This window comes from Oceanobacillus zhaokaii (genome assembly GCF_003352005.1).
Classification (GTDB): Bacteria; Bacillota; Bacilli; order Bacillales; family Amphibacillaceae; genus Oceanobacillus; species Oceanobacillus zhaokaii.
Map to the genome: position 1 here is coordinate 3,945,762 of NZ_CP024848.1, position 20,481 is coordinate 3,966,242.

16 protein-coding genes are annotated in these 20,481 nt (G+C 39.6%); 7 read left to right on the plus strand and 9 right to left on the minus strand.

All coding sequences use genetic code 11. The features are described 5' to 3' along the window. Nucleotides 1-21 precede the first annotated feature (21 nt). The 3 genes from CUC15_RS19275 to CUC15_RS19285 all read right to left on the minus strand — a co-directional run bounded on the left by CUC15_RS19275 (nt 22) and on the right by CUC15_RS19285 (nt 1,962). Complete coding sequence (locus CUC15_RS19275; protein ID WP_114918216.1) at nt 22-243, minus strand: DUF2829 domain-containing protein; 222 nt, start codon at nt 241-243, stop codon at nt 22-24. A gap of 262 nt (nt 244-505) precedes the next feature. Beyond that, on the minus strand, nt 506-901 hold the full coding sequence (locus tag CUC15_RS19280) for a VOC family protein (protein WP_114918217.1): 396 nt from the start codon (nt 899-901) through the stop codon (nt 506-508). 200 nt (nt 902-1,101) lie between these two features. Further along, the gene (locus CUC15_RS19285; RefSeq protein WP_114918218.1) at nt 1,102-1,962 is read right to left on the minus strand and encodes a manganese catalase family protein; all 861 of its coding nucleotides are present in this window, start codon (nt 1,960-1,962) and stop codon (nt 1,102-1,104) included. A gap of 233 nt (nt 1,963-2,195) precedes the next feature. On the opposite strand from CUC15_RS19285, the gene CUC15_RS19290 reads away from it, so the two are divergent. Both CUC15_RS19290 and CUC15_RS19295 read left to right on the plus strand, forming a co-directional pair. Beyond that, on the plus strand, nt 2,196-2,870 hold the full coding sequence (locus CUC15_RS19290; protein WP_114918219.1) for a hypothetical protein: 675 nt from the start codon (nt 2,196-2,198) through the stop codon (nt 2,868-2,870). 91 nt (nt 2,871-2,961) lie between these two features. Beyond that, entirely contained in the window at nt 2,962-4,488 is a 1,527-nt protein-coding gene (locus CUC15_RS19295) for a glycine betaine uptake BCCT transporter (protein WP_114918220.1), read from the plus strand. Nucleotides 4,489-4,623: 135 nt separating this feature from the next. Here CUC15_RS19295 and CUC15_RS19300 read toward each other — a convergent pair whose 3' ends face one another. The 4 genes from CUC15_RS19300 to CUC15_RS19315 form a co-directional block, all read right to left on the minus strand. Beyond that, nucleotides 4,624-5,151 (minus strand): hypothetical protein, encoded by a 528-nt coding sequence (locus CUC15_RS19300; protein ID WP_114918221.1) that lies wholly within the window; start codon nt 5,149-5,151, stop codon nt 4,624-4,626. Nucleotides 5,152-5,452: 301 nt separating this feature from the next. After that, entirely contained in the window at nt 5,453-6,916 is a 1,464-nt protein-coding gene (locus tag CUC15_RS19305; protein WP_114918222.1) for a protein adenylyltransferase SelO, read from the minus strand. 279 nt (nt 6,917-7,195) lie between these two features. Beyond that, entirely contained in the window at nt 7,196-8,554 is a 1,359-nt protein-coding gene (locus CUC15_RS19310; RefSeq protein ID WP_114918223.1) for a cyclic 2,3-diphosphoglycerate synthase, read from the minus strand. Between the two features lie 141 nt (nt 8,555-8,695). Continuing rightward, entirely contained in the window at nt 8,696-9,073 is a 378-nt protein-coding gene (locus CUC15_RS19315) for a riboflavin kinase (RefSeq protein ID WP_114918224.1), read from the minus strand. A gap of 277 nt (nt 9,074-9,350) precedes the next feature. Between CUC15_RS19315 and CUC15_RS19320 the strand changes: the two genes are divergently transcribed. The 3 genes from CUC15_RS19320 to CUC15_RS19330 all read left to right on the plus strand — a co-directional run bounded on the left by CUC15_RS19320 (nt 9,351) and on the right by CUC15_RS19330 (nt 12,404). Then, nucleotides 9,351-9,617, plus strand: a complete 267-nt coding sequence (locus CUC15_RS19320; RefSeq protein ID WP_114918225.1) for a hypothetical protein — start codon at nt 9,351-9,353, stop codon at nt 9,615-9,617. Nucleotides 9,618-9,868: 251 nt separating this feature from the next. Next, on the plus strand, nt 9,869-10,729 hold the full coding sequence (locus CUC15_RS19325; RefSeq protein WP_114918226.1) for a DUF1259 domain-containing protein: 861 nt from the start codon (nt 9,869-9,871) through the stop codon (nt 10,727-10,729). A gap of 418 nt (nt 10,730-11,147) precedes the next feature. Continuing rightward, nucleotides 11,148-12,404 carry a dicarboxylate/amino acid:cation symporter gene (locus CUC15_RS19330; protein ID WP_205317635.1) on the plus strand — a complete coding sequence of 419 codons (1,257 nt, stop codon included), beginning with the start codon at nt 11,148-11,150 and terminating at the stop codon, nt 12,402-12,404. A gap of 83 nt (nt 12,405-12,487) precedes the next feature. On the opposite strand, the gene CUC15_RS19335 is transcribed toward CUC15_RS19330, so the two are convergent. Both CUC15_RS19335 and CUC15_RS20200 read right to left on the minus strand, forming a co-directional pair. Beyond that, nucleotides 12,488-18,043: a pullulanase gene (locus CUC15_RS19335; RefSeq protein WP_114918227.1), complete on the minus strand. Its 5,556-nt coding sequence runs from the start codon at nt 18,041-18,043 to the stop codon at nt 12,488-12,490. 236 nt (nt 18,044-18,279) lie between these two features. Continuing rightward, nucleotides 18,280-18,453, minus strand: coding sequence for a hypothetical protein (locus tag CUC15_RS20200; protein WP_162800365.1), 174 nt, complete (start codon nt 18,451-18,453; stop codon nt 18,280-18,282). Nucleotides 18,454-18,803: 350 nt separating this feature from the next. Between CUC15_RS20200 and CUC15_RS19340 the strand changes: the two genes are divergently transcribed. Together CUC15_RS19340 and CUC15_RS19345 are read left to right on the plus strand one after the other, a co-directional pair. Continuing rightward, nucleotides 18,804-19,229, plus strand: a complete 426-nt coding sequence (locus tag CUC15_RS19340; RefSeq protein WP_114918228.1) for a MarR family winged helix-turn-helix transcriptional regulator — start codon at nt 18,804-18,806, stop codon at nt 19,227-19,229. Then, nucleotides 19,230-20,426, plus strand: coding sequence for an MFS transporter (locus tag CUC15_RS19345; RefSeq protein WP_114918229.1), 1,197 nt, complete (start codon nt 19,230-19,232; stop codon nt 20,424-20,426). Nucleotides 20,427-20,481 lie beyond the last annotated feature (55 nt).

A 20,481-nucleotide genomic window follows, 5' to 3' on the forward strand; every position in this document is an offset into this window, starting at 1 on the left:
CGACACATGGGCAGCCTTCTATTATTCAACAATTTTCCAATCATCTGCCAGCAAGTCACAAACCGTTGGCGTAAACATCGTGTAGCCTTCTCCCTCAACATTAATCAAGAAATAAGGGTTCAATTTCTCACCTTCAACCGTAGTCTCACCAACTAATTTTACATATAGCTCAGCTCCTGGCCATCCTTCACGAATAATCTTCTCTCCAGCTTTCAAACGAGGTAAAATATCTTCAAATTTCACATTAGTTCATCCTTTATCTATTGATATGAAAAAGTATAAGGGAATACTTTGGGAATTACAATGGATGTGCAACCGTTAGCTGGTTGTTTGCTTAAAACCAAAAAGGGGAGCTATAAGAAAACAATAAGCAGATGAACTACCAGCCTAATGTGAGGATCATTTACGCTGAAGAAAAGGACAATTTTCCGGAAGATGCATTAACCTGAAAAATTGTCCTATGATGAATATTTTTATTACTGCGCTGACTCACTTTTACAGAATTCTATTTGGCGTTCTCGTCGGGCTGATGAATTCCAAATATATTTCCCTCGGTATCATGATAGTATCCCTGCCATGCCATACCTGGCAGTGCATATTTTGGCATGGCAACCTTACCGCCATTGTTAATAATCTGTTTCTCCGCTGCATCATAATCTTCAACACCAATTGTACAAGCAAAAGCATTCAAAGCCTGGTTAACTTCCGGCGGGGCACTTTGGCGCTGCATTAAAGCTCCATTGATTCCGAGTTCACTTTCATCGCCAGTCACTGCTCCAGCGTAAGGCATTCCTGCATATTCACTCCAGTCTTGAAATGTCCATCCAAATACCTCACCATAAAACTTCTGAGCTCTTTCCATATCATCTACATGAATTTCGAAATGAATTAATCTTCCCATGCATGATTTCCTCCTAAATTTTAATCGTATTTTTCTTCTATTATTCTATAATTATTGTCTACCCATTGTCTTGTTACACTCTCTTATTATAATAAATATAGGAATTTAATCAATTAAAATAGTAAATAATATTGTAAATATTCATTCATTATATCACCTATACAAAAAAATTAGACCCACTCCAAAGAGCGAGTCATTAATTATCTATTCATGTCACTTATTCCTGGAGCGTGTTCATTTGGCATCTCAGGCATAACTGGAACTGGATAACCTGCTGGTGGAGGAGTAACCTGAAGTTCCCCACCATTCCTGCTTGGGGATTCCCCCGAGAAAATCTCTGCCATTGAAGTATCATCCAGCCTAAAATTAAACTGGGCATTGTGGAAGCCCATTTCTACATACTTCCGGCATTCAGGGTATTTATTTATATCATAGTTCGGAACGGGGAACAATTTGCCCCAGTCTACTCCAAGTGTTTCAAGCGCTTTGGCAAATGCATTTTGATGCGCATTGTCGCGAACGATTAGAAATGCAAGTGTTTCCCTAAACGTTTTATTTGAACTCATTTCATATATTCTTGACTTTTGCAGTACCCCAGTTGATTCCAATGTAAGGTTATCCAACAAGTCTCCTATCAAATTCCCATGACTGTACACCCAAGACCCATTCCACGGATTTCCTGCTGCATCTACTGGAAGAGAAGCTTGTGCACCAACAATATAATGATGGGGATTGGCATTGTCTTGCTTCACTGGGCTTGACAATGGTGCCCCACTTGGACTATCCGAACCTACCCCTTGCTCCCCGGATTCATTCAGCAAATGGTTGATAGTCGTCTGCACAAGTTCAACATGCGCAATCTCTTCTAAAAAAATCCCCCGGAGCAAATCTCTGTATTTCTTCTCCGTTCCGCGGAAATTTGAACTCTGGAAAAAATACTGCATCATCGTACGCATTTCCCCAAAATGTCCGCCAAGGATTTCCTGCATTACTTTTGCTGCAGCTGGATCAGGTTTATCAGGAACAATAATATTAATTAAATCTTCTCTGTAAAAATACATGTTGTTACCTCTCCTTCACTTTTTTAGGCACACGGCCATTTCCTATAATTTGGCTTGTTGAGAGATAGAATATACTTACTTTTTTAATAGGGACTTATCATGAATAAAAAATACAGCACTTTTAATAACATTTTTTTTCAAAAATAAGACATTCTAATAAAGATTTAAGCTTCCGGCTACATTTGATGTCTTTTAGCTATTTTTTATACCTACGATCGAAGGGAGATTTTCTTGTGAAATTGTATCAAGTAAGAAAGGGACAATTTGTTTATTACAACAACCAGTTACATAAGGTCTATGGGATAAAAGCAATGTATAAACAATCCATTCATCTTATAAGACTAAGGGATTTAACACAGCATTTAGCCAAATCAGCAGAAGTGGAAAGATATAAACCAAAGGAACTTGACAGCTTTAATTTCAATCAAAAAGCATATACGCTCAGGAATAGAAAAGCTGAAGAAGGAGATTATATTTTAATTCACAATCCGAGGCCAGATTCGTTGGATACTTATTTTCTAAATGAAATCGAAATGGTAGAAAAAGCAGATAATAAAGGGATCATCACAACTAACTCTCACGGTGTCAAGCACAATGAGTATCTTTTAATGGAACCGGGTCGTGATAAGGACAGTTACCCAATTGATTTTAAAGACATTCAAACTGTTGACTCAGCAAACTTAGATGATATGGAACTTCAAAATTTAAGTGATTTAAACAGTGAGTTGTTACCATCCATAGGAGACATATATAAGAAGAATGACAATAATAAAATTTTAGAAACAATGGTTATTGCAATTAGTGCCCAAGCGGTTTATCTGGGAGGCGGCTTAGAAGTATCGCCGGTAGAGCTGATGAATGATGACAATTGGGAATTTCTTTATAACCTTCAAGACTACGAAGAGTAAGTTTATCTTTATATTAATTCAATTTTATAAGAAAGCTTTTAAACTTTCTTATCTACCACAAAAAATGCTTTTACCTTACTAGGAGGTTTCTATGAACAGCAAAAGCAGAAAAGGAAATAGTGTTTTTATTGTTTCATTATTACTTACCCTCACTTTTATAATTTGGGGGGTATTTTTTACAGATAATCTCGCTTATGTTACCAATATCGTCTATAACGGGTCAATTGATTACCTCGGATGGCTATATCTCGGTGCAACGCTATTCTTTGTGATATTTTCTATTTATTTACTGTTTTCCAAATACGGTGATATTCGGCTCGGTAAAAAAACAGACCGGCCAGATTTCAATACCGTTTCTTGGTTTGCAATGTTGTTTGGTGCCGGGATGGGGATAGGAATTGTATATTGGGGTGTTGCCGAACCAGTTACCCATTACACAAACCCTCCTTACGGGGAACCTTATACGATTGAAGCAGCCAATACTGCAATGAAATTCACCTTCTTCCATTGGGGCTTGGACCCATGGGCAATCTATACGGTTATTGGGTTAGCCCTTGCCTTTTTTCAATATAACAAAAGGCTTCCTGCAGCCATTAGTTCCGCATTCTATCCAATACTTGGCGATAAAATTTACGGACCAATAGGAAAAACGATTGATATACTGTCTGTTTTTGCAACAGTTTTTGGCATTGCAACATCTCTGGGTCTTGGTGCGATGCAGGTTACCGCGGGAATGCATGACATATTCGGTATTCCTAATACGCTATTCATCCAGCTGATTGTTATTGCAGTCGCAACGGTCATTTTTATCATCTCCATTAATACAGGGTTAGAGCGAGGAATCCAATACTTATCGAATACAGCGATGATTTTATCTTTTGCTATTATGCTGTTGATTTTAATTATTGGGCCAACCTTGACTATAATTAAAGTCTTTTTTAATACAACGGGTCTCTATATTAGTGATTTTATCCCTATGAGCTTAAGGCTAATCCCCTTTGGTGAAGGGGAAGAATGGATTGCATCATGGACCCTATTTTATTGGGCATGGTGGATTGCCTGGGCTCCATTTGTCGGAATGTTTATTGCCCGGGTTTCAAAAGGAAGGACAGTAAGGGAGTTTGTGATAGGCGTATTGATTGTCCCTACTCTCGGAACATGTTTATGGATGTCCATTTTCGGCGGATCTGCCTTAGAACTTGTTCAACAAGCGGGGAATGAAAACCTGGCCGCCTATATTTCCGAAAATGTATCATTGTCTATTTTTACATTTTTCGATTACCTCCCGTTAAATTCATTGCTAAGTATTTTGGGATTTGCTGTCGTGGCCATTTATTATATAACCGTTGCCGACACAGCAACCTTTGTACTTGGTATGTTAAGTGAAGGTGGAACATTAAACCCTTCAAATAAAATTAAAGTAACATGGGGTGTCATTCAATCAGGCTTAGCTGCAGTTTTGCTATTAGCTGGTGGCTTAGAAGTATTGCAAACGGCTTCCATCGCTGCTGCTCTCCCTTTCACTATCATACTAATTGTTATGACCTTCTCATTACTGAAAGGATTAAATAGTGAAGTTGAAGTACAAAAAGGGAATAAAAGAATTAGGAACTCTTAAAAGAAATGAAATAAAAAACTCCTTGATTTTCTTCAGTGATCAGGGAGTTTTTTTAAAAAGGAATTCATTTGGCAAGAAAACACCCTTTGCTCCACGAATCCCCGCTATACCAGTAAATTTCTGCTGTGGCACCTGTCACTCACAGTCATCATCCTTGTTTTCGTCTGATTTTTTCAAGTCATCACGCTGGAAGTCACTGTGCTTTCCATAGCGTATCAAATCATAGACGATCCTTCCGTTGCTGGGCTGCCCATTTGGTTGGTACATAGGAATGGCATCAAATAGAAGAAAGTAAAAGGCGTAAAAGATAAACTGGTTCCAAAACGATTGATTTTGCAGTACGCCATTTGCTAGTAAAGCATTGAGGGTCAGTGCAACCGCTAAATTGGTCAGCATGGGGGCACTGTAAACAAATACATGCGCCCATTTGGTATTTATTTCAAGCGAATCGTAATGAGACCAGCTGAACATAAAGTAAAATTTCCGCACATCAATTATCCAGAATTTACAAAGGCTCGGTCCTGTTCCAATCGTAATGGTAATGCCCTTCGCACCTAATAATTTCCCTGCAATAAAATACCCCAATTCCCTGATAAGGGATACGGCAGGCAGAATGATAAACACGGATAAAGTCAGTCTCAGGAAATCACTGACGCCAAACATTCTAACCCACCTTCCTTAAGATAAATCATTCTGCGTTTCACAACCGCAGCATATTATCCTAATTACCCGGAAAACGGCTGAATTAACCATATAAGAGTGGCGTGAAACCAGCTTAGCAACAGCGAAAATGCTGTGAAGTCAAGTGCATTGATTTATAGAGTGTTATAGACAAAGAAATTGGCAAGCACTTATAGAAAGGGAAATAAAAATAATGCTGCTTCACGAAATGAGCAGCATTATTTTGGACTAATCGTAAACCATGACAATCTATTAACGTTCCTAATTTCTCTAAATAATTTTATCACGTACCGCAAAAGGTTTGGTAAGGGATTGCAGACACAGGCAATGCAGCGTATGCTTCCTGTTCAGCAGTGTATGCGTAAGGATTAGAAAGAACACCCAAAAGCTGTTCCATCACGCTGTAGTCTCCTTGCTCCACTGCAGCTTCCAATGCTGCTTCGACTCGGTGGTTTCGTGGGATTATAGCAGGATTGCTATTGCGCATCAACTGATTTGAAGAGGCTTTCGATTCCTGCTGTCTTCCCAATCTTGCTTGCCAGAGCTCATGCCACTTCGAGAACTCCGAAGTTCCAAACAGAGTCATTTCTTCAGGTCTATTAAGGGTTAATGAGCGGAACGTATTGGTATAATCCGCACGATACTTCTCCATCATACTGAGAAGATCATTGATAAGGGTCTTATCCTGTATTTCTTCGTTAAATATGCCAAGTTTGGCTCTCATTCCTGTGAGCCATTTCGATTGATACAGTTCATTGAAACCTGAAATCTCATGCTGAGCCAGCTTGACAGCCTGCTGCAGGTTATCATCCAATAATAGCAAAAGCGATTCAGCAAATCTCGCAAGATTCCATCCAGCAATATATGGCTGATTCCCATAGGCATAACGTCCCTCGACATCAATGGAGCTGAATACTGTGCCAGGGTCATAGGTATCCATGAAGGCACAAGGACCATAATCGATGGTTTCTCCGCTAATGGTCATGTTGTCTGTGTTCATTACTCCATGAATAAAGCCAACCAATTGCCATTTTGCAATGAGTTCTGCCTGACGCTTAATCACTACCTGAAGCAGCGAAAGATATCGGCTCTCATCTGCCTCAATCTCTGGAAAATGGCGCTTTATTGTATAGTCAGCAAGGATCTTGAGGTCTCCAGCAGTGCCCCATTGTGCTACGTATTGAAAGGTACCAACACGCAGATGGCTTGCGGCCACACGGGTCAAAATAGCACCCGGCAGCTCGGTTTCGCGGATTATTGATTCACCAGTTGTTACTACCGCTAAACTGCGAGTGGTTGGAACACCGAGCGCATCCATTGCTTCACTGACGATGTATTCACGCAGCATTGGTCCAAGTGCTGCTCGCCCATCGCCCCCGCGGGAGAATGGTGTTCTGCCTGAACCTTTAAGCTGAATATCGGTCCTCTTACCTTTGGGGGTGATTTGCTCGCCTAGCAGCACAGCTCGTCCGTCCCCTAACATGTTAAAATTCCCAAATTGATGCCCCGCATATGCTTGAGCAAGAGGCAAAGCACCCTCGGGAATCTTGTTTCCTGCAAGCACCTTTACACCCTCTTCACTTTGTAACGCTTGAACATTCAAACCCAGGGATTTTGCCAACCGATTATTAAAAATGACCAGCTTCGGTGAACGTACAGGAGTTGGATTAATGTTGGAAAAGAATGATTCCGGCAGGCGGGAATAACTGTTGTCTATGTTCCATCCTGTTTCTTTACTCTTTGTCATAGTTTCTCCTTTGCTCCTTTAACTTTTTCCTTAAATGAAAAACAAAAATTATCGTATGTTTATATTATTTCCGATATCTGCATTCCAAAACTCAGGTGCAGCCTCTTTTTAATGCCTACTTTTGCCAATTTATTATACCGTTTCTGCTAATGGATAGGGTATTTATGTAAAATGATATTCCGATTAAAGGCACAACATCAATGATTGAGGGTGGAATTTTATTGACGCTCCTATTAAAAAAAGACTAGCAACGAATGTATGCTAGCCTTTGCAAATTATTTAAATATTACCGATTTTCCCCGCAAGCTTATGCTCCTGGATGAAATTCTTTAATATATCCCTTAAATTCGGACCTTCCATTTCATCTAAATCATAATATACACGTGTCGTTGGTTTATTAATTGAAATAACACGTGTTAAATCAATTGGTGTTCCAATAATCACTGCATCACAATCAGCGTTATTAATTGTTTCTTCCAGATCCTTCAATTGCTGGTCACCATACCCCATCGCTGGAAGGACGTTTTCAATATGCTGGTATTTGCTGAATGTACCGGTTAGTGTACCTACTGCAAATGGACGCGGGTCAATAATCTCTGCTGCTCCCAAACGCTCCGCTGCAACGGTACCAGCGCCAAGTTTCATCTCCCCATGTGTAAGTGTCGGTCCATCTTCAACGACTAGCACGCGTTTTCCTTTAATAAGCTCCGGATTATCAACTGAAATTTTTGATTCAGCTTTAATAATCGTGCTCGCAGGACTTGCAGATTTAATATTATTTTCAACTATTTGAACGCTTTCCTCTGGTGCACTGTCCACTTTATTAATAATCGCCACATCTGTTGTTCTTAAGCATACTTCGCCAGGATAGTATTTCAGCTCATGACCTGGACGATGCGGATCCAAGACTGTAACAGCTAAATCAGGCTCGTAAAAGGAGAAGTCATTGTTTCCACCGTCCCATAAAATAACGTCACAGCCATCTGGATCATTTTCAGCAGCTGCTAATATGTCTGCATAATCAACACCAGCATACACAATATTACCTCGTGAAACATGTGGTTCATATTCTTCCATTTCCTCAATCGTACAATGATGTTCCTTTAAATCCTCAACTGTCGCAAAACGCTGCACACGTTGCGCATTTAAATCACCATAAGGCATTGGATGTCTTACTGCAATTACTTTTACATCGTGCGCTAGCAATGTTTCTATAATTTTACGCGATGTTTGGCTTTTCCCTGTCCCAGTTCTTACTGCACAAACGGAAATAACAGGCTTATTGCTTTTTAACATCGTACTGTTTGGGCCGAGTAATTTGAAGTCAGCCCCCGCAGCGTTCACGATTGCGCCTATTCCCATCACATCTTCGTAGCTAATATCACTAAATGCAAAGACACATTCTTCAACATGCAGCGTTTTAATCAACTCTGGTAATTGATCCTGTGAATAAATCGGAATCCCCTCTGGATATTGTTCACCCGCTAATTCACTTGGATACCTGCGTCCATCGATATCCGGAATTTGTGCCGCTGTAAAAGCAACCACATTATATTTTTCATTATCCCGATAATACGTATTAAAGTTATGAAAATCTCTTCCAGCCGCACCTATAATGATAATATTCTTTCTTTCCATAGCATTCTCTCCTATAATGAAAACAATTAATATTATAATTATAACTTTTATTGTATAAATATACAATAAACTTTTTATAAAAGTTTGAAATTAATATAAAAAAATCCCGTTTAATACGAGATTTTTTGCTCTGATGGTATATTATAAACTAACTACCTTACCTAATTCATTCTGGTTCATTTGATTTGACTTACTTTCAGGGAAATTTGGCCAGGAAATCAATACTTTCTCATCATTTATCTCCCTGCTCAAATTAGTAATATAAGCTCTTATTCTTCTATTTTCATGTTCTATTAAAGAAATTGGTTCGGTAACGGAGGCGATGGCCGCATGCCAGGAATCGCCAATTTTCAGTGAAATATAGTACATTCCCGGATCGGGTATATTAATTGAAGGATTTATGTTCACATTTACACTATAATAATTTAAAAACTTGCTTTTTATATCGTCTCTAGTAATATAGCCTGGGGTTTGATAATTGAATTCAGATAAAGAACCTCTTGCCTTTTTAACTTTCATTTTAGGTCACTCCATTTTGCTTATAAGGCAATATTGTTTGTGAATTAATTCACTTAATTATATTATACATGGAAACGCTTCGAAAATAAAGAGAGAAGCACCGTAAATACTGTAAAGTTATTGTAAATATTAATAAAGCACACACACTTACTCTAGTTTCTAACCTGATTAAAACCAAATAACTTACCATTCTTTAAAAGCTTATTCCCCATAAATAATAGATTCAAACCTTTCGGGTAAACTAACAGAAACTGACCCATAGTTTAGGAGGGATTATATGTTGCTGACGGGGAACATTATTTCTGGGGAGTTTAATGAACATATGAACGAATTTTCCTTACAGAAAGTAAAACATTTTACCACAGAATCAATCATTAAAGAAAGCCAGTTAAAAAGTCTATATGATTATTTGAAAAAACACCGAGATGACATAGACGGTCAAATCATTACTTTATATGATCAAATGCTTATCCGGTTGAGCCAAGAGGAAATTAACCTCTTTATAAATGATCTTGAAAAAGTTCAGTCTATGTACCGCTTATGAAGCAATAAATAAATTAATCCCAAAAAGTCGATTCCTAAGTGCAGAGGAATTCGACTTTTTTAGGTTGATTATCAAAATGCTGTCGGTACCCTACATGCAAATTATCGTTTAAAACAGGTACGAAATAGCGTCTAATACGAGAGATAAGGAATAGAAGAAAGTATAGCTATTATTTATAATATTTTTGCCCTATCAAAATAACTGTATTTGAATAGAATGGGATAGACATTTATTTGAAGGGAGTTTAATACATGGATGAAATGAATAATATGCAGCCGACAAGGCTTTGCCAAGAGTTTGCAGCTATTTTGGGTGCAACCCCATCTGTCATAAATGGGGTTTGTACAGCAACAAGATCTAGGGATAACCTTCACCCAACGGTGTTGGGACGTAGGGCAGAGTCATTTATGTTCGTCCCACAGGCCTTTTCTTTTGAGCAAGAGGAAAGTCATGGTGAGGCTCTTTGTTTAGGTGAGACTGTGATTCTCCAGGATGAAGTCAATCCGTTTGTTTCCATATTAAGAAAGAATGGAATTATTGTAACAGCTATTCATAATCACTGGTTATTTGATGATCCTCGCCTAATGTATATCCACTGGGAATCCATTGATAAACCGCTGGATTTTGCAAGAAAAACAAGGGAAGCTCTTAAAGTATTAACAACTCGCAATGTTAGAGGATATAGCAGGGATAGAGGACGGAATCGCCCGAATCCAAATGCTGAAGGACTTTGTGAACAGTTTCATCAAATCCTAGGAGGGGATCATACATTTGAAAATGGAGTTTGCATGATAATGAGATCTAGATTGAATTTGAAACCCCGTATTCTAGGCAGACCAACCCGGTCATTTCTTGCAGTACCTCAAATGTTTACTTTTGAATCATTAACTCCAGATGGAAGAGCATTATGCAGCGGCGAGTCGGTCATTTTGGAAGAAGAGTTTAATCCTTTAGCTAGTAAATTACGCGGGCATGGAATTATAATAACAGCTTTCCACAACCATTGGCTCTTTGACAGTCCAAGACTCATGTATATTCATTTTGTAAAAATTGATAATCCAGTACAGTTTGCAAGAGATGTACGTGATTCTTTTAAAGTTCTAGAAGGATAAGTTAAAGTGTTTTAGACTCAATGATTGAGACTGCCTTATTATTGCAGATTATGGATTTTAACATTGCTATTGATTATTATTCGAATTTTTGTTAAATTTAAATAACAATATAACAATAAACTGCTAAATCTAATTGACTTAGCTGAAGAAGTGGAGCTAACCTTAGATAGAAACCAGTTTAAGGTTGGAATATGCATTCCTGCCCTTATTCTGGTTTCTTGCTTTTATTAACGATGAATTTTAACTTCACACATTTTGAAAGCGCATTCAAATTCAGTTCATTTCTCTACTAATTTTATATTAAAACATGCTGACGTAATACTGCAGAGAATGAGCGTCAATCATTTGGAGGTGATATTACAAACCCGATGAGCTTGGTTAAATTTTTGTTTGCTAGTAAATTATAGGAGGGATTATGATGCATTCTTTATGGAGATGGTATCGTGACAAGTCATTTATACTAAAAATTACGGTTGGCTTCTTATTGGGGATTATCGCTGGACTGGCGTTTGGCCCCTCTGCACAGTTTGTGTCGCCTCTAGGTGATCTTTTTCTTCGACTTTTACAGATGATTATTGTTCCACTTATTCTTTTTACACTAATCGGTGCAGTAAACTCCTCCAATCCAAAGCAATTTGGCCGTGTTGGAGTAAAAATTTTTATCTACTATATGCTGACAACTGCAATTGCAATGTTAGTAGGAATCGTAGTCGGTGGCTGGTTCAATCCTGGGGTTGGACTAGAATTAACTGGGGAACATATTGACGTTCCCGAAGCACCATCCTTTATTGATACGATGCTGGCAATTGTTCCGACAAACATTTTTCAATCACTAGTTAATGGGGATATTTTAAGTATTGTATTTGTAGCATTAACTGCTGGGTTTGTCATTGTTTCGATGCGACATTCAGAAGAAAAAAGAATTAATAATTTTGGTAATCTATTATATGATTTTTCGCAAGCAGGGAGCGAAGTAACATTCCGAATTCTTAATGGAATCCTGCAATATGCTCCAATTGGTATATTTGCAATCGCTGCTTCAAAAATCGGCGAGCAAGGATTTGATGTACTTTATTCACTTGCGAGTTATGTAGGCGCTTCTTATGTGGGTGTAATCATTCAATTTGTCTTTGTCTACTTAGTGTTTTTATTATTATTACGCGTTCAAATTAAACGGTTTTTCAAAGGTGTTTGGGATGCATTAATCACTGCCTTCACTACATCGAGCAGTTTAGCAACACTGCCAGTGGCAATCAAAGCTGCTGAGAAGGCCGGCATTAGGGAAAGTGTTTCAAAATTCACCTTACCGTTAGGGGCAGCTGTGAATTCGGATGGATCGGCAATCCATTACGGAGTTGGAGCGATTTTTGCTGCCAATGTTGTTGGCATGGAGCTAAGTTTCGCTGCCATGGTAGCAATAGTTCTTGCCGGTACCATTGCTTCTATTGGTACAGCTGGAGTCCCGGGTGCTGGATTGATTGGACTCTCGATTGTACTTACGGAAGTAGGGCTACCAATTGAAATTGTCGCATTAACAGCAGGAGTGAATGTAATCACCGATATGATCTTTACTACTTGTAATGTAACAGGCGACTTAGTAGGAGCTGCAGTTGTTGATAAGAGTGAAGAAAAATATGAGCTGGCGATTAATTCAGAGGAGGCAAATGTAGGATAATTAAAAATTCTATAATTGAGCACATCAAAAAAACCGAACAGTGCCTGGCACTGTCCGGTTTTTAAACTTTTCCTGAAGCGTTTTTACCGTTTTTTCCCCTTTCCGGGTTTTTTCTTTCCGCCTTCTTTCACAATCACCGTAGTTAAAGCATCGATCGTAATCCCCTCTTGAGTCAATTCAAATCCAGATGGGTCCCTCACCTCTTTAATCCCTGATTCATCACTGTCCACTATTATTTTTCCATCGCTTAAGTTATAGTCAGTAAGCGTCAGTGTACGTTCTTTATCGTCAGCATTGATGAATACATAGTATGCTTCATCTCCCTGAGGAGCTTCGGCACGATAGCCAATAATCAAATCCTGCTCCTGTATTTCTGGAGCTTCAATTAGAGTAACGTTAGTATTCACTTCTTCCCTTGTATCCAATGTAAATGCATCGGTGGAACGACGCAGTTCAATGAGTCCCTCTGTATAGTCTTTTGTCTCTGTTTGAACGGGATAGTCTTTTGCATTTGTTGCCTTTTCCCAATCAAACTTATTCACTGCATCGGTTGAATCATAAGAGTCATGGATAAAATATGGATACTCAAATGGATTACCCTCTAAATCGGCCATGAACGTTGATTTGTATGGCGGATTAGCTACAGGCTCCTTGTAATCCTCGTGCCTGAATTGTTTCGTACGCCCATATTCCTGACCGGAATGCAGGAAGGCTGTTCCCTGTGATGTCAACACAATTGTATTCCCGAGACGAATGCGTTTATGAATTTCTTCTTCATGGACTTTCGGATCCTTCTTTATCGACTGTGCGATAACGTCATGAAGGGTCAAGTTGTCATGTGCTGCAATATAAGATAAGACATCGCCAGGATCATCTGCCAGGAAATTATGCGGATTAGCTGTAACATTATCGAAAATCTGCTCAATATTCCTTGCTCCACCAGTTAGAAAACGAGGTTCTCCTTCCGAACCGAAACCAGACTTCAGTTCATTTCTTATCTCATCGGAAAATGATGCAACGCTATCCGTATGCTGCATCCAGTCCTGATCTGCCGGCATCACATCTCCGCCATTTTCATCGCCTGCATACGTTCGCCACCCTTCTCCAACCATGATGATGTTTGGATTCAGTTCTTTTGCTTTGTCATACGCGATTTGAATCGTTTCAGCATCATGGTCTCCCATCATGTCAAAGCGGAATCCATCTACTTTAAACTCATCGACCCAGTATGTGATCGAGTCAACAAGAACTTTTCTTGCCATTCCATGTGTCGTACCTAGACGCCCACCGCCAAAACTCTCCCTTGGTGTACCGTCTGCATCCATGAAATGATAGTAATTTGGCTCCAGATTTTCAAAAATATCCACTTTCGCTGTATGGTTGTATACGACATCAAGGACGACACCCATATCACGCTTATGGATTTCTTTAATTAAGAATTTAAATTCCTTTATCCGCTCCTCGGCGTCATCCGGATCTTCCGAATACATGCCTGTTAATGAAAAATAACTATGCGGGTCATAACCCCAGTTATAATTGTTGTCACTGGATGAATAATCGATCAGTCGTTCACGATCAAATTCATTTACATTGTAATAGTTCATTACCGGAAGCAGCTGAATATGGGTAACCCCTAATTCTTCCAGATAATCTAACTTCTCAATGAATGCCGCGAACGTTCCAAAGTCGGATTTCAAGTCATCTGCAATACTTGGATCTGATGTAAAGTCACGGACATGCGCCTCATAAATGATAGCATCCTCCCGTTCTTCAAATCCTTCAATATCCGCGTAACGGAGTGTCGGACCAATTTTCGATGGATCGACAATGGCTGCTTTTCCAACTGGAATTTCATCTGCTACATCTACATTCCATGTTGCCATTGATTTTGCATAGGGATCCAGGGCGAGCACTTTTTTCCCATCCCGCTCAATTTCATAATGATAATAATATCCTGTAAGATTAGGAACACCGGTATTGCCTTTATTCAGTGTAACCTCCCAGACTCCACGATCATCTTTCGACATTGGAATAGGTGCGCCAACAACTTTATCCTGATCTTTTTTATCGTATAAAATGACCGAAACATTATCCGCACTTGGCGACCAAACCTTTAACGTCGCGGATTTGTTTTTGTTCAAAGTTGCTCCCAGGTCATCACCATCATAACGGAACAGCTCATCGGTAAGCTTATAGCTCTTATTCACCTGTACCGACTGATTCATAAAAGTTGCAAGATACGGTGCAAGTTCCACATCAAAAGAGCCTTTCAAATGAACGGTCTTGGCATCTTCATTCTTTGTAACTGAGCTTATTTTCACTTCATTGCCGTCTTTGTCCTTCAAATCAATCCCTTCGCAAAGTTCCTGCTCAGAGAAATCAGCTGTTGATGTAAAAGTCAGGTCAATTTGGTCGAGTGCAACCAGTTCGCCATATTTGATTCCTTCTTCAAAAACATAATACGGATTCGTATAGACCGTTTCATCTCCCTCTTTTAGGAAAATTTGGTTATGTGTTTCAAACTCGGAGAAGGACATATTTCCAGTTTGATTGCCACCGCCTTTTCTCTCCACCAGCAGAAATCCGATTTCTTCGGCATGTCCAGCGAGATCAACATCCACATAGCCACCATATTTTCCTACTTGCTTATTTGAAAACGCATGGGCACCCATTGGCCAGTTTGCGCTAGGCTCCGCTACATCCCCCCATGTCCATACTCCCCATGGTTCATAGACTCCGTCCTCACTTAAATAATTAATCCGCAGTTTATTCGGATCGAGGTCAGCTGGTTCATATAGCGATACGTGTCCGTCTTCGGATAGCCAGATCTCATTCATTTCAGGTGAGAGGATATCAACAGAAATATCCGGTGTCACATTGGAACCATTAGAATTATTTATAAGCATCCCGACTGTCTTTGCAGCTTCTGTTAGCTTGATATCGACATAGGCACCATAATCGGTTAGAGGATTATCCGTAAATGGTGAAGCTCCATTAGGCCAGCTCCCTTTTTGTTCCGATGGGGTTTCCACATCCCCCCAGAACCATAGTCCAAGTCCTGTAAAATCATTGTCTGGTCGTTCATAATGAACCCTAAGTGTGTCCTCTGGGATTTCTTCACCCTCTTGATTTCCTCCCCCAATTATTGTCCCATTTGCTGCAGTCAGCAACGCAGTTCCGCCGGCAGCCAGTGATGGAAGCGTGATAGTTATCGTTTGATCACTATCTGCTCGATACACGTTGCCCGAGTAATGGTCCGTCAAAACGGTTTCTTTGGAGTCGACGGCTAATGTTACTTCTTTTTCATCGCTTGAGACATTCAAGCCTACATAAACGGAATCTTCCTTATGCGTCCGTTCAACCAGCAGAAATTGCTCAGCATCCGATCCTGCAATATCATCTCGTGAACCACGGGAAAGCGTCTCAGAAAATTCTTCCCGGAAATCCAATACCTTTTCATAATGCGCTAAGATGGCATTATCTTTGGCAAGTTCAAAGTCCATGTTGTACCGGTTATCCTGAATTGGGTAGTTATTAGCCCCGCTCAAGCCAAGCTCTTCACCATAATAGATTACTGGCTGACCCTTTGCCGTGAGCTGCAGCGTGGCTGCTGCCTTTAACTTTCCTTCATCCTTGCCAACAGAATATAAAAATCCATCTTCATCATGACTGCCAAGGAATTGCCCAAGTGTTGCTGTATTGGATAAACCGCTGTTTCTGCTTTCTAGCAGTTGATTCGCATCTTCTACATTGCCATTAACAAATTCCATTGCTATATTCTTGAATTCAAAATCGAGCAGTGAATCCATTTCCCCAGTCTGCAGGAAATCAAAGTCTCCATACTGACTTGCTCCCCAAGCTTCGCCAATCATTTTGAAAGAAGGATCTTCAGAGGTCACTGCGTTCTTAAATGCTTTCCATGTGGTGTGGTCGACATGCTTAACCGTATCGACACGGAAATAGGAAATCGCATTGCCCTTTTCCGTTCGTGACTTTTCAATCCAGTCTTTTTGCCAATCAACTACCTGTTCACGAACTTCTGGATTTTCTGTTATAAAATCTGGAAGACCAGCAAGTTCCCCAGTCACCTCATCACTTCCAACATCACTTCCCTGTCTTAGAAGAGGATTGTACACCGATCGCTCTTCATCTGTTGGATAGCCTGAAGGTTGTTCAGCTTCAGGTATTTCACCATCGACTTCCTTTAATCCATACCCGGCATGATTAAGGACAACATCGACCATAATTTTCATATCGCGGGCTGCCGCTTCATCAATTAGCTCATGCAAGTCTTCGATATCCCCAAAATGCGGATTCAAGTTCTCGAAGTCACTTCCCCAGTATCCGTGGTATCCATAAAAAGGCTGATCTGGATGGGCATCCTGGGAATTGTATCGGACATCATATTTTATATTTTCTACAATGGGACTAATCCAAATCGTATTGACTCCAAGGTTATCGAGATAATCTAGCTTTTTGGTGATCCCTTCTAAATCTCCACCGTGGTATGCTCCCGGCTTGCTCATATCATAATTTAAACTATAAGGATCATTATTCGATTCATCCCCGTCAAAAAATCTGTCGGTTAAAAGAAAGTAAATAACTGCTTCGTCCCAGTCAAAGTCTTCTCCCTCAGCAAACTCACGTGTCTTTACTTCAACCGTTGTTGTCCCGTGATGTGCGTTTCCGTATTCATCGACGATGGTTAGCGGGATTTCCTTTACGCCGGCAGGTACATCTTCTTTGACTGCGATTGTCACTTTATTTAGTTCAGGATCAATTTTTAATTTTTCTGGTCCACCTAGTGATGATGTATCAGCAAAAATTTCCCGAATGCCAGCACCTGCCTCATTTTCGATATTCAGTGTAAGAACTGCATTTTCGTTATAATTAATGCTCTCAGGAGCTACCGTCGCAGATACAGTCATATCCACAAGCAGATTCTCTATAACAGACTCGTCATAATACGGATCGGTTACATCTTCCGTTTGGCCGTCTTTCGTAATCAAAAATGAATAATTATAGGTGCCTTCTGGAAAATCCGCATACACATATTCATAGCGTTCATTTGCTTCATCATACGCCATCTCAAATGTATCGCCTGCAACCTTTAGTTCCACCTTTTCTAATCTATCCATCGCATCATTCAGATACAAATCAGAATCACGATAATAGAAAGCTGCGTTCCCATTGTTAATCTGTGCCTTTGGAATTTCAGGAACGATCTGAATATCCTCATTCCCCTGCCGGACAGATGATTTGGTGACTTTTTCCTGCTGATTAATCTGGATGAACCGATCAATATGCTGCCCATTTGGTTCACGATCTCCCCAATCTTTCTTTCGAACAATAAATCCTATTTCCTTTGTGGTTGGGGCTACCTCAATAAAAGCAGTAGCTAGTCCATTATCAAACTGCGTAAAGTCAATATTATCGTCCTGGACTCCCGTATTCCAAACCCAAACATCCCAGCCATCATAATTCCTATCCTCCCGTTCATATGTCAGACGAACAGTGCGGTTTTCGGCACTCGAATCTGCATGTAACTTCTGAATTGGAACAAACGGCAGTGTGACACTTAATAGCATCATGAAGATCATGGTTAGTGCAGTAAAACGACGGCCTACATTTTTGCGCATGGCATGAACTCTCCCTTCCTATTTGACTTGCTTCGGTTGCATAAAAGCACGCACGAAAACGTTTGCATAAATAGGCGAAAAAAGTTGATCAATAGCTTTCTCATGGAGTTCCAAACGATGCGAGCGCTTTCTTTTATTATTGCATAAGAATTTACCATTATCAATATGATTTCGTGCATCTGCTCAAATAGGACTATTCATTTGTTAATCAGCTTCGTTTGCTACTTAAAAAATCCTTATTCTACAGTCAGACGATTGCAGGTTAAGGATTTTAATATGATTGCTGTTACTCTAGTCTCTCTTTTAAAAATTGGATCCATGATCCATGCTTTTGCTGCGTGGGAAGTATAGCCATCCTTCTTCCATACAATGCCAATTTGCCAATGATCTTCTTGATCAATAATCGGCAATACTTTTATCCCTTTATGATCCACATTAATTCAGTCAAATTACTTTGAGGAAGGATACTTATACCCATGTTGCAAGAAACCATTTCGAAAATGAATTTCCACTGGGACGTCTCAGAAATAATGTTTGGTTTGAAAACCTAATCTTTCACATTCTTTCATAATAAAGCGGCGAACGGCAAAGCCTTCATGAAAGATGATAAATTTTTCGTCCTTTAACTCTCCCCATGACACCGTTTCTTTTTACGCCAAAGGTACAACATACTCATCTTGAAATCTGGATAAAATAATGATATAGTTACCTTTGTTAACCATTTAATTACTAAGGATAACTATATTTGGAGGGATTTCGCTTGGAAGGTTATATCCAACGCTTTTTAACTTTATACAGACCGATGATTACGAGGTTAAATGAGCTTCTGGACTCATACGACATCACATATTCACTATGGATTGTCATGTACCATTTGAAGCATCGCGGTGCTTCTACATTGGTCGAAATTGCATCTCATTATGAGGTGGAAAAACCAACTATTACAAGACGTGTTCAGAAAGTAATGGAACTTGGACTCGTTGAGCAAATTTCAGGTAAAGATAAACGGGAGAAAATCATTCAATTAACGGATTTAGGCTTCAGCATCTATGACAATGTACGGAAAGACATCACAGCGCTTGAATTCCGGATTATGGATAATATTCCAGAGCATGAGCGTAAAATTGCTTATGAAATTTTCCCGAAAATATATAATAATCTCAAGCAAGAAAGGGATCTTCTATAAATGAATCAAACAAAATTATGGACGAAGGATTTTATTATTGTCTCACTTATTAATTTCCTTCTTACATTAGTTTTCTACTTACTCGTTGTAACTATCGCAGCATTCGCGATTGGTGAATATGGTGCAACGGTTAGTCAATCTGGGCTTGTCAGTGGAATTTTCATCATCGGTGCACTGATCGGCCGCTTCGTCTGCGGCAGTATTATCGAGATAATCGGACGCAAGAGGCTATTAATTATGGGCGCGGTTTTATTTATTTTAATGACAGCATTATACTTCGTGCATCTTAGCATCGGTTTATTAATTGTATTGCGTCTGCTTCACGGAATCACACATGGAATGGCAAGTACAGCTGCCGGTACAGTTGTTGCACAAATAATTCCTGGACCTCGTAAAGCAGAAGGGATCAGCTATTATAGTATGAGTACAACGCTCGCTACAGCGCTTGGACCATTTATCGGTTTATTTATGCTGCACCATACAACCTTCCCAGTTATCTTTATGTTATGCCTTATTCTCGCTGTTATTAGCTTTATTATCAGTATCATATTAAAAGTGCCTGCAGTTATTAACGATACACCTGTACAACAGAAAGAAGAAAAACCAGGCATCTCGATTAAAAGCTTTATCGAACCAAAAGCAGTACCAATTGGAATAATCATCTTACTTCTAGGCTTTGGTTATTCAAGTGTATTAACTTACATTAATTTTTACGCTACAGAAATTAATCTCGTAACAGCCGCAAGCTTCTTCTTCCTTGTATATTCCATTATAGCGCTTGTTTCACGTCCATTCTCTGGACCATTAATGGATAAGAAAGGCGCCAATTTGATTATGTATCCAGCATTCATTTTATATGCGATAAGCATGTTTATGTTAAGTACAGCAAGCAGTAGCTGGGTGCTTCTTCTTGCCGGTGCTATTATGGGACTGGGTTATGGCAACATGCAATCCGCCACACAAGCAATCGCTATTAAAGAAGCAACACCTGCACGAATGGGACTCGCAACGTCCACATACTTTATCTTTTACGATGCAGGACTTGGACTGTCACCATATATACTTGGCTACATTACGCCATATACAGGTTATGGGAATATGTATGCCATTATGGCCGCTGTCATTCTTGTCACTGGCGTCCTTTATTTCTTCCTTCATGGCTTAAGAGAAACAAAGCGTCAGAGATTAGCCCATTAAAAGACACCCTTCTGTAATTTGAGAACTCTTCAAATTATAGAAGGGTGTTTATTCC

Bases quoted from the DNA above. Each gene is read 5' to 3' on its own strand.
- CUC15_RS19280 (WP_114918217.1), bottom strand. From the start codon at position 901: ATGGGAAGATTAATTCATTTCGAAATTCATGTAGATGATATGGAAAGA.
- CUC15_RS19285 (WP_114918218.1), bottom strand. From the start codon at position 1,962: ATGTATTTTTACAGAGAAGATTTAATTAATATTATTGTTCCTGATAAA.
- CUC15_RS19295 (WP_114918220.1), top strand. From the start codon at position 2,962: ATGAACAGCAAAAGCAGAAAAGGAAATAGTGTTTTTATTGTTTCATTA.
- CUC15_RS19300 (WP_114918221.1), bottom strand. From the start codon at position 5,151: ATGTTTGGCGTCAGTGATTTCCTGAGACTGACTTTATCCGTGTTTATC.
- CUC15_RS19305 (WP_114918222.1), bottom strand. From the start codon at position 6,916: ATGACAAAGAGTAAAGAAACAGGATGGAACATAGACAACAGTTATTCC.
- CUC15_RS19310 (WP_114918223.1), bottom strand. From the start codon at position 8,554: ATGGAAAGAAAGAATATTATCATTATAGGTGCGGCTGGAAGAGATTTT.
- CUC15_RS19315 (WP_114918224.1), bottom strand. From the start codon at position 9,073: ATGAAAGTTAAAAAGGCAAGAGGTTCTTTATCTGAATTCAATTATCAA.
- CUC15_RS19320 (WP_114918225.1), top strand. From the start codon at position 9,351: ATGTTGCTGACGGGGAACATTATTTCTGGGGAGTTTAATGAACATATG.
- CUC15_RS19325 (WP_114918226.1), top strand. From the start codon at position 9,869: ATGGATGAAATGAATAATATGCAGCCGACAAGGCTTTGCCAAGAGTTT.
- CUC15_RS19330 (WP_205317635.1), top strand. From the start codon at position 11,148: ATGCATTCTTTATGGAGATGGTATCGTGACAAGTCATTTATACTAAAA.
- CUC15_RS19335 (WP_114918227.1), bottom strand. From the start codon at position 18,043: ATGCGCAAAAATGTAGGCCGTCGTTTTACTGCACTAACCATGATCTTC.
- CUC15_RS19345 (WP_114918229.1), top strand. From the start codon at position 19,230: ATGAATCAAACAAAATTATGGACGAAGGATTTTATTATTGTCTCACTT.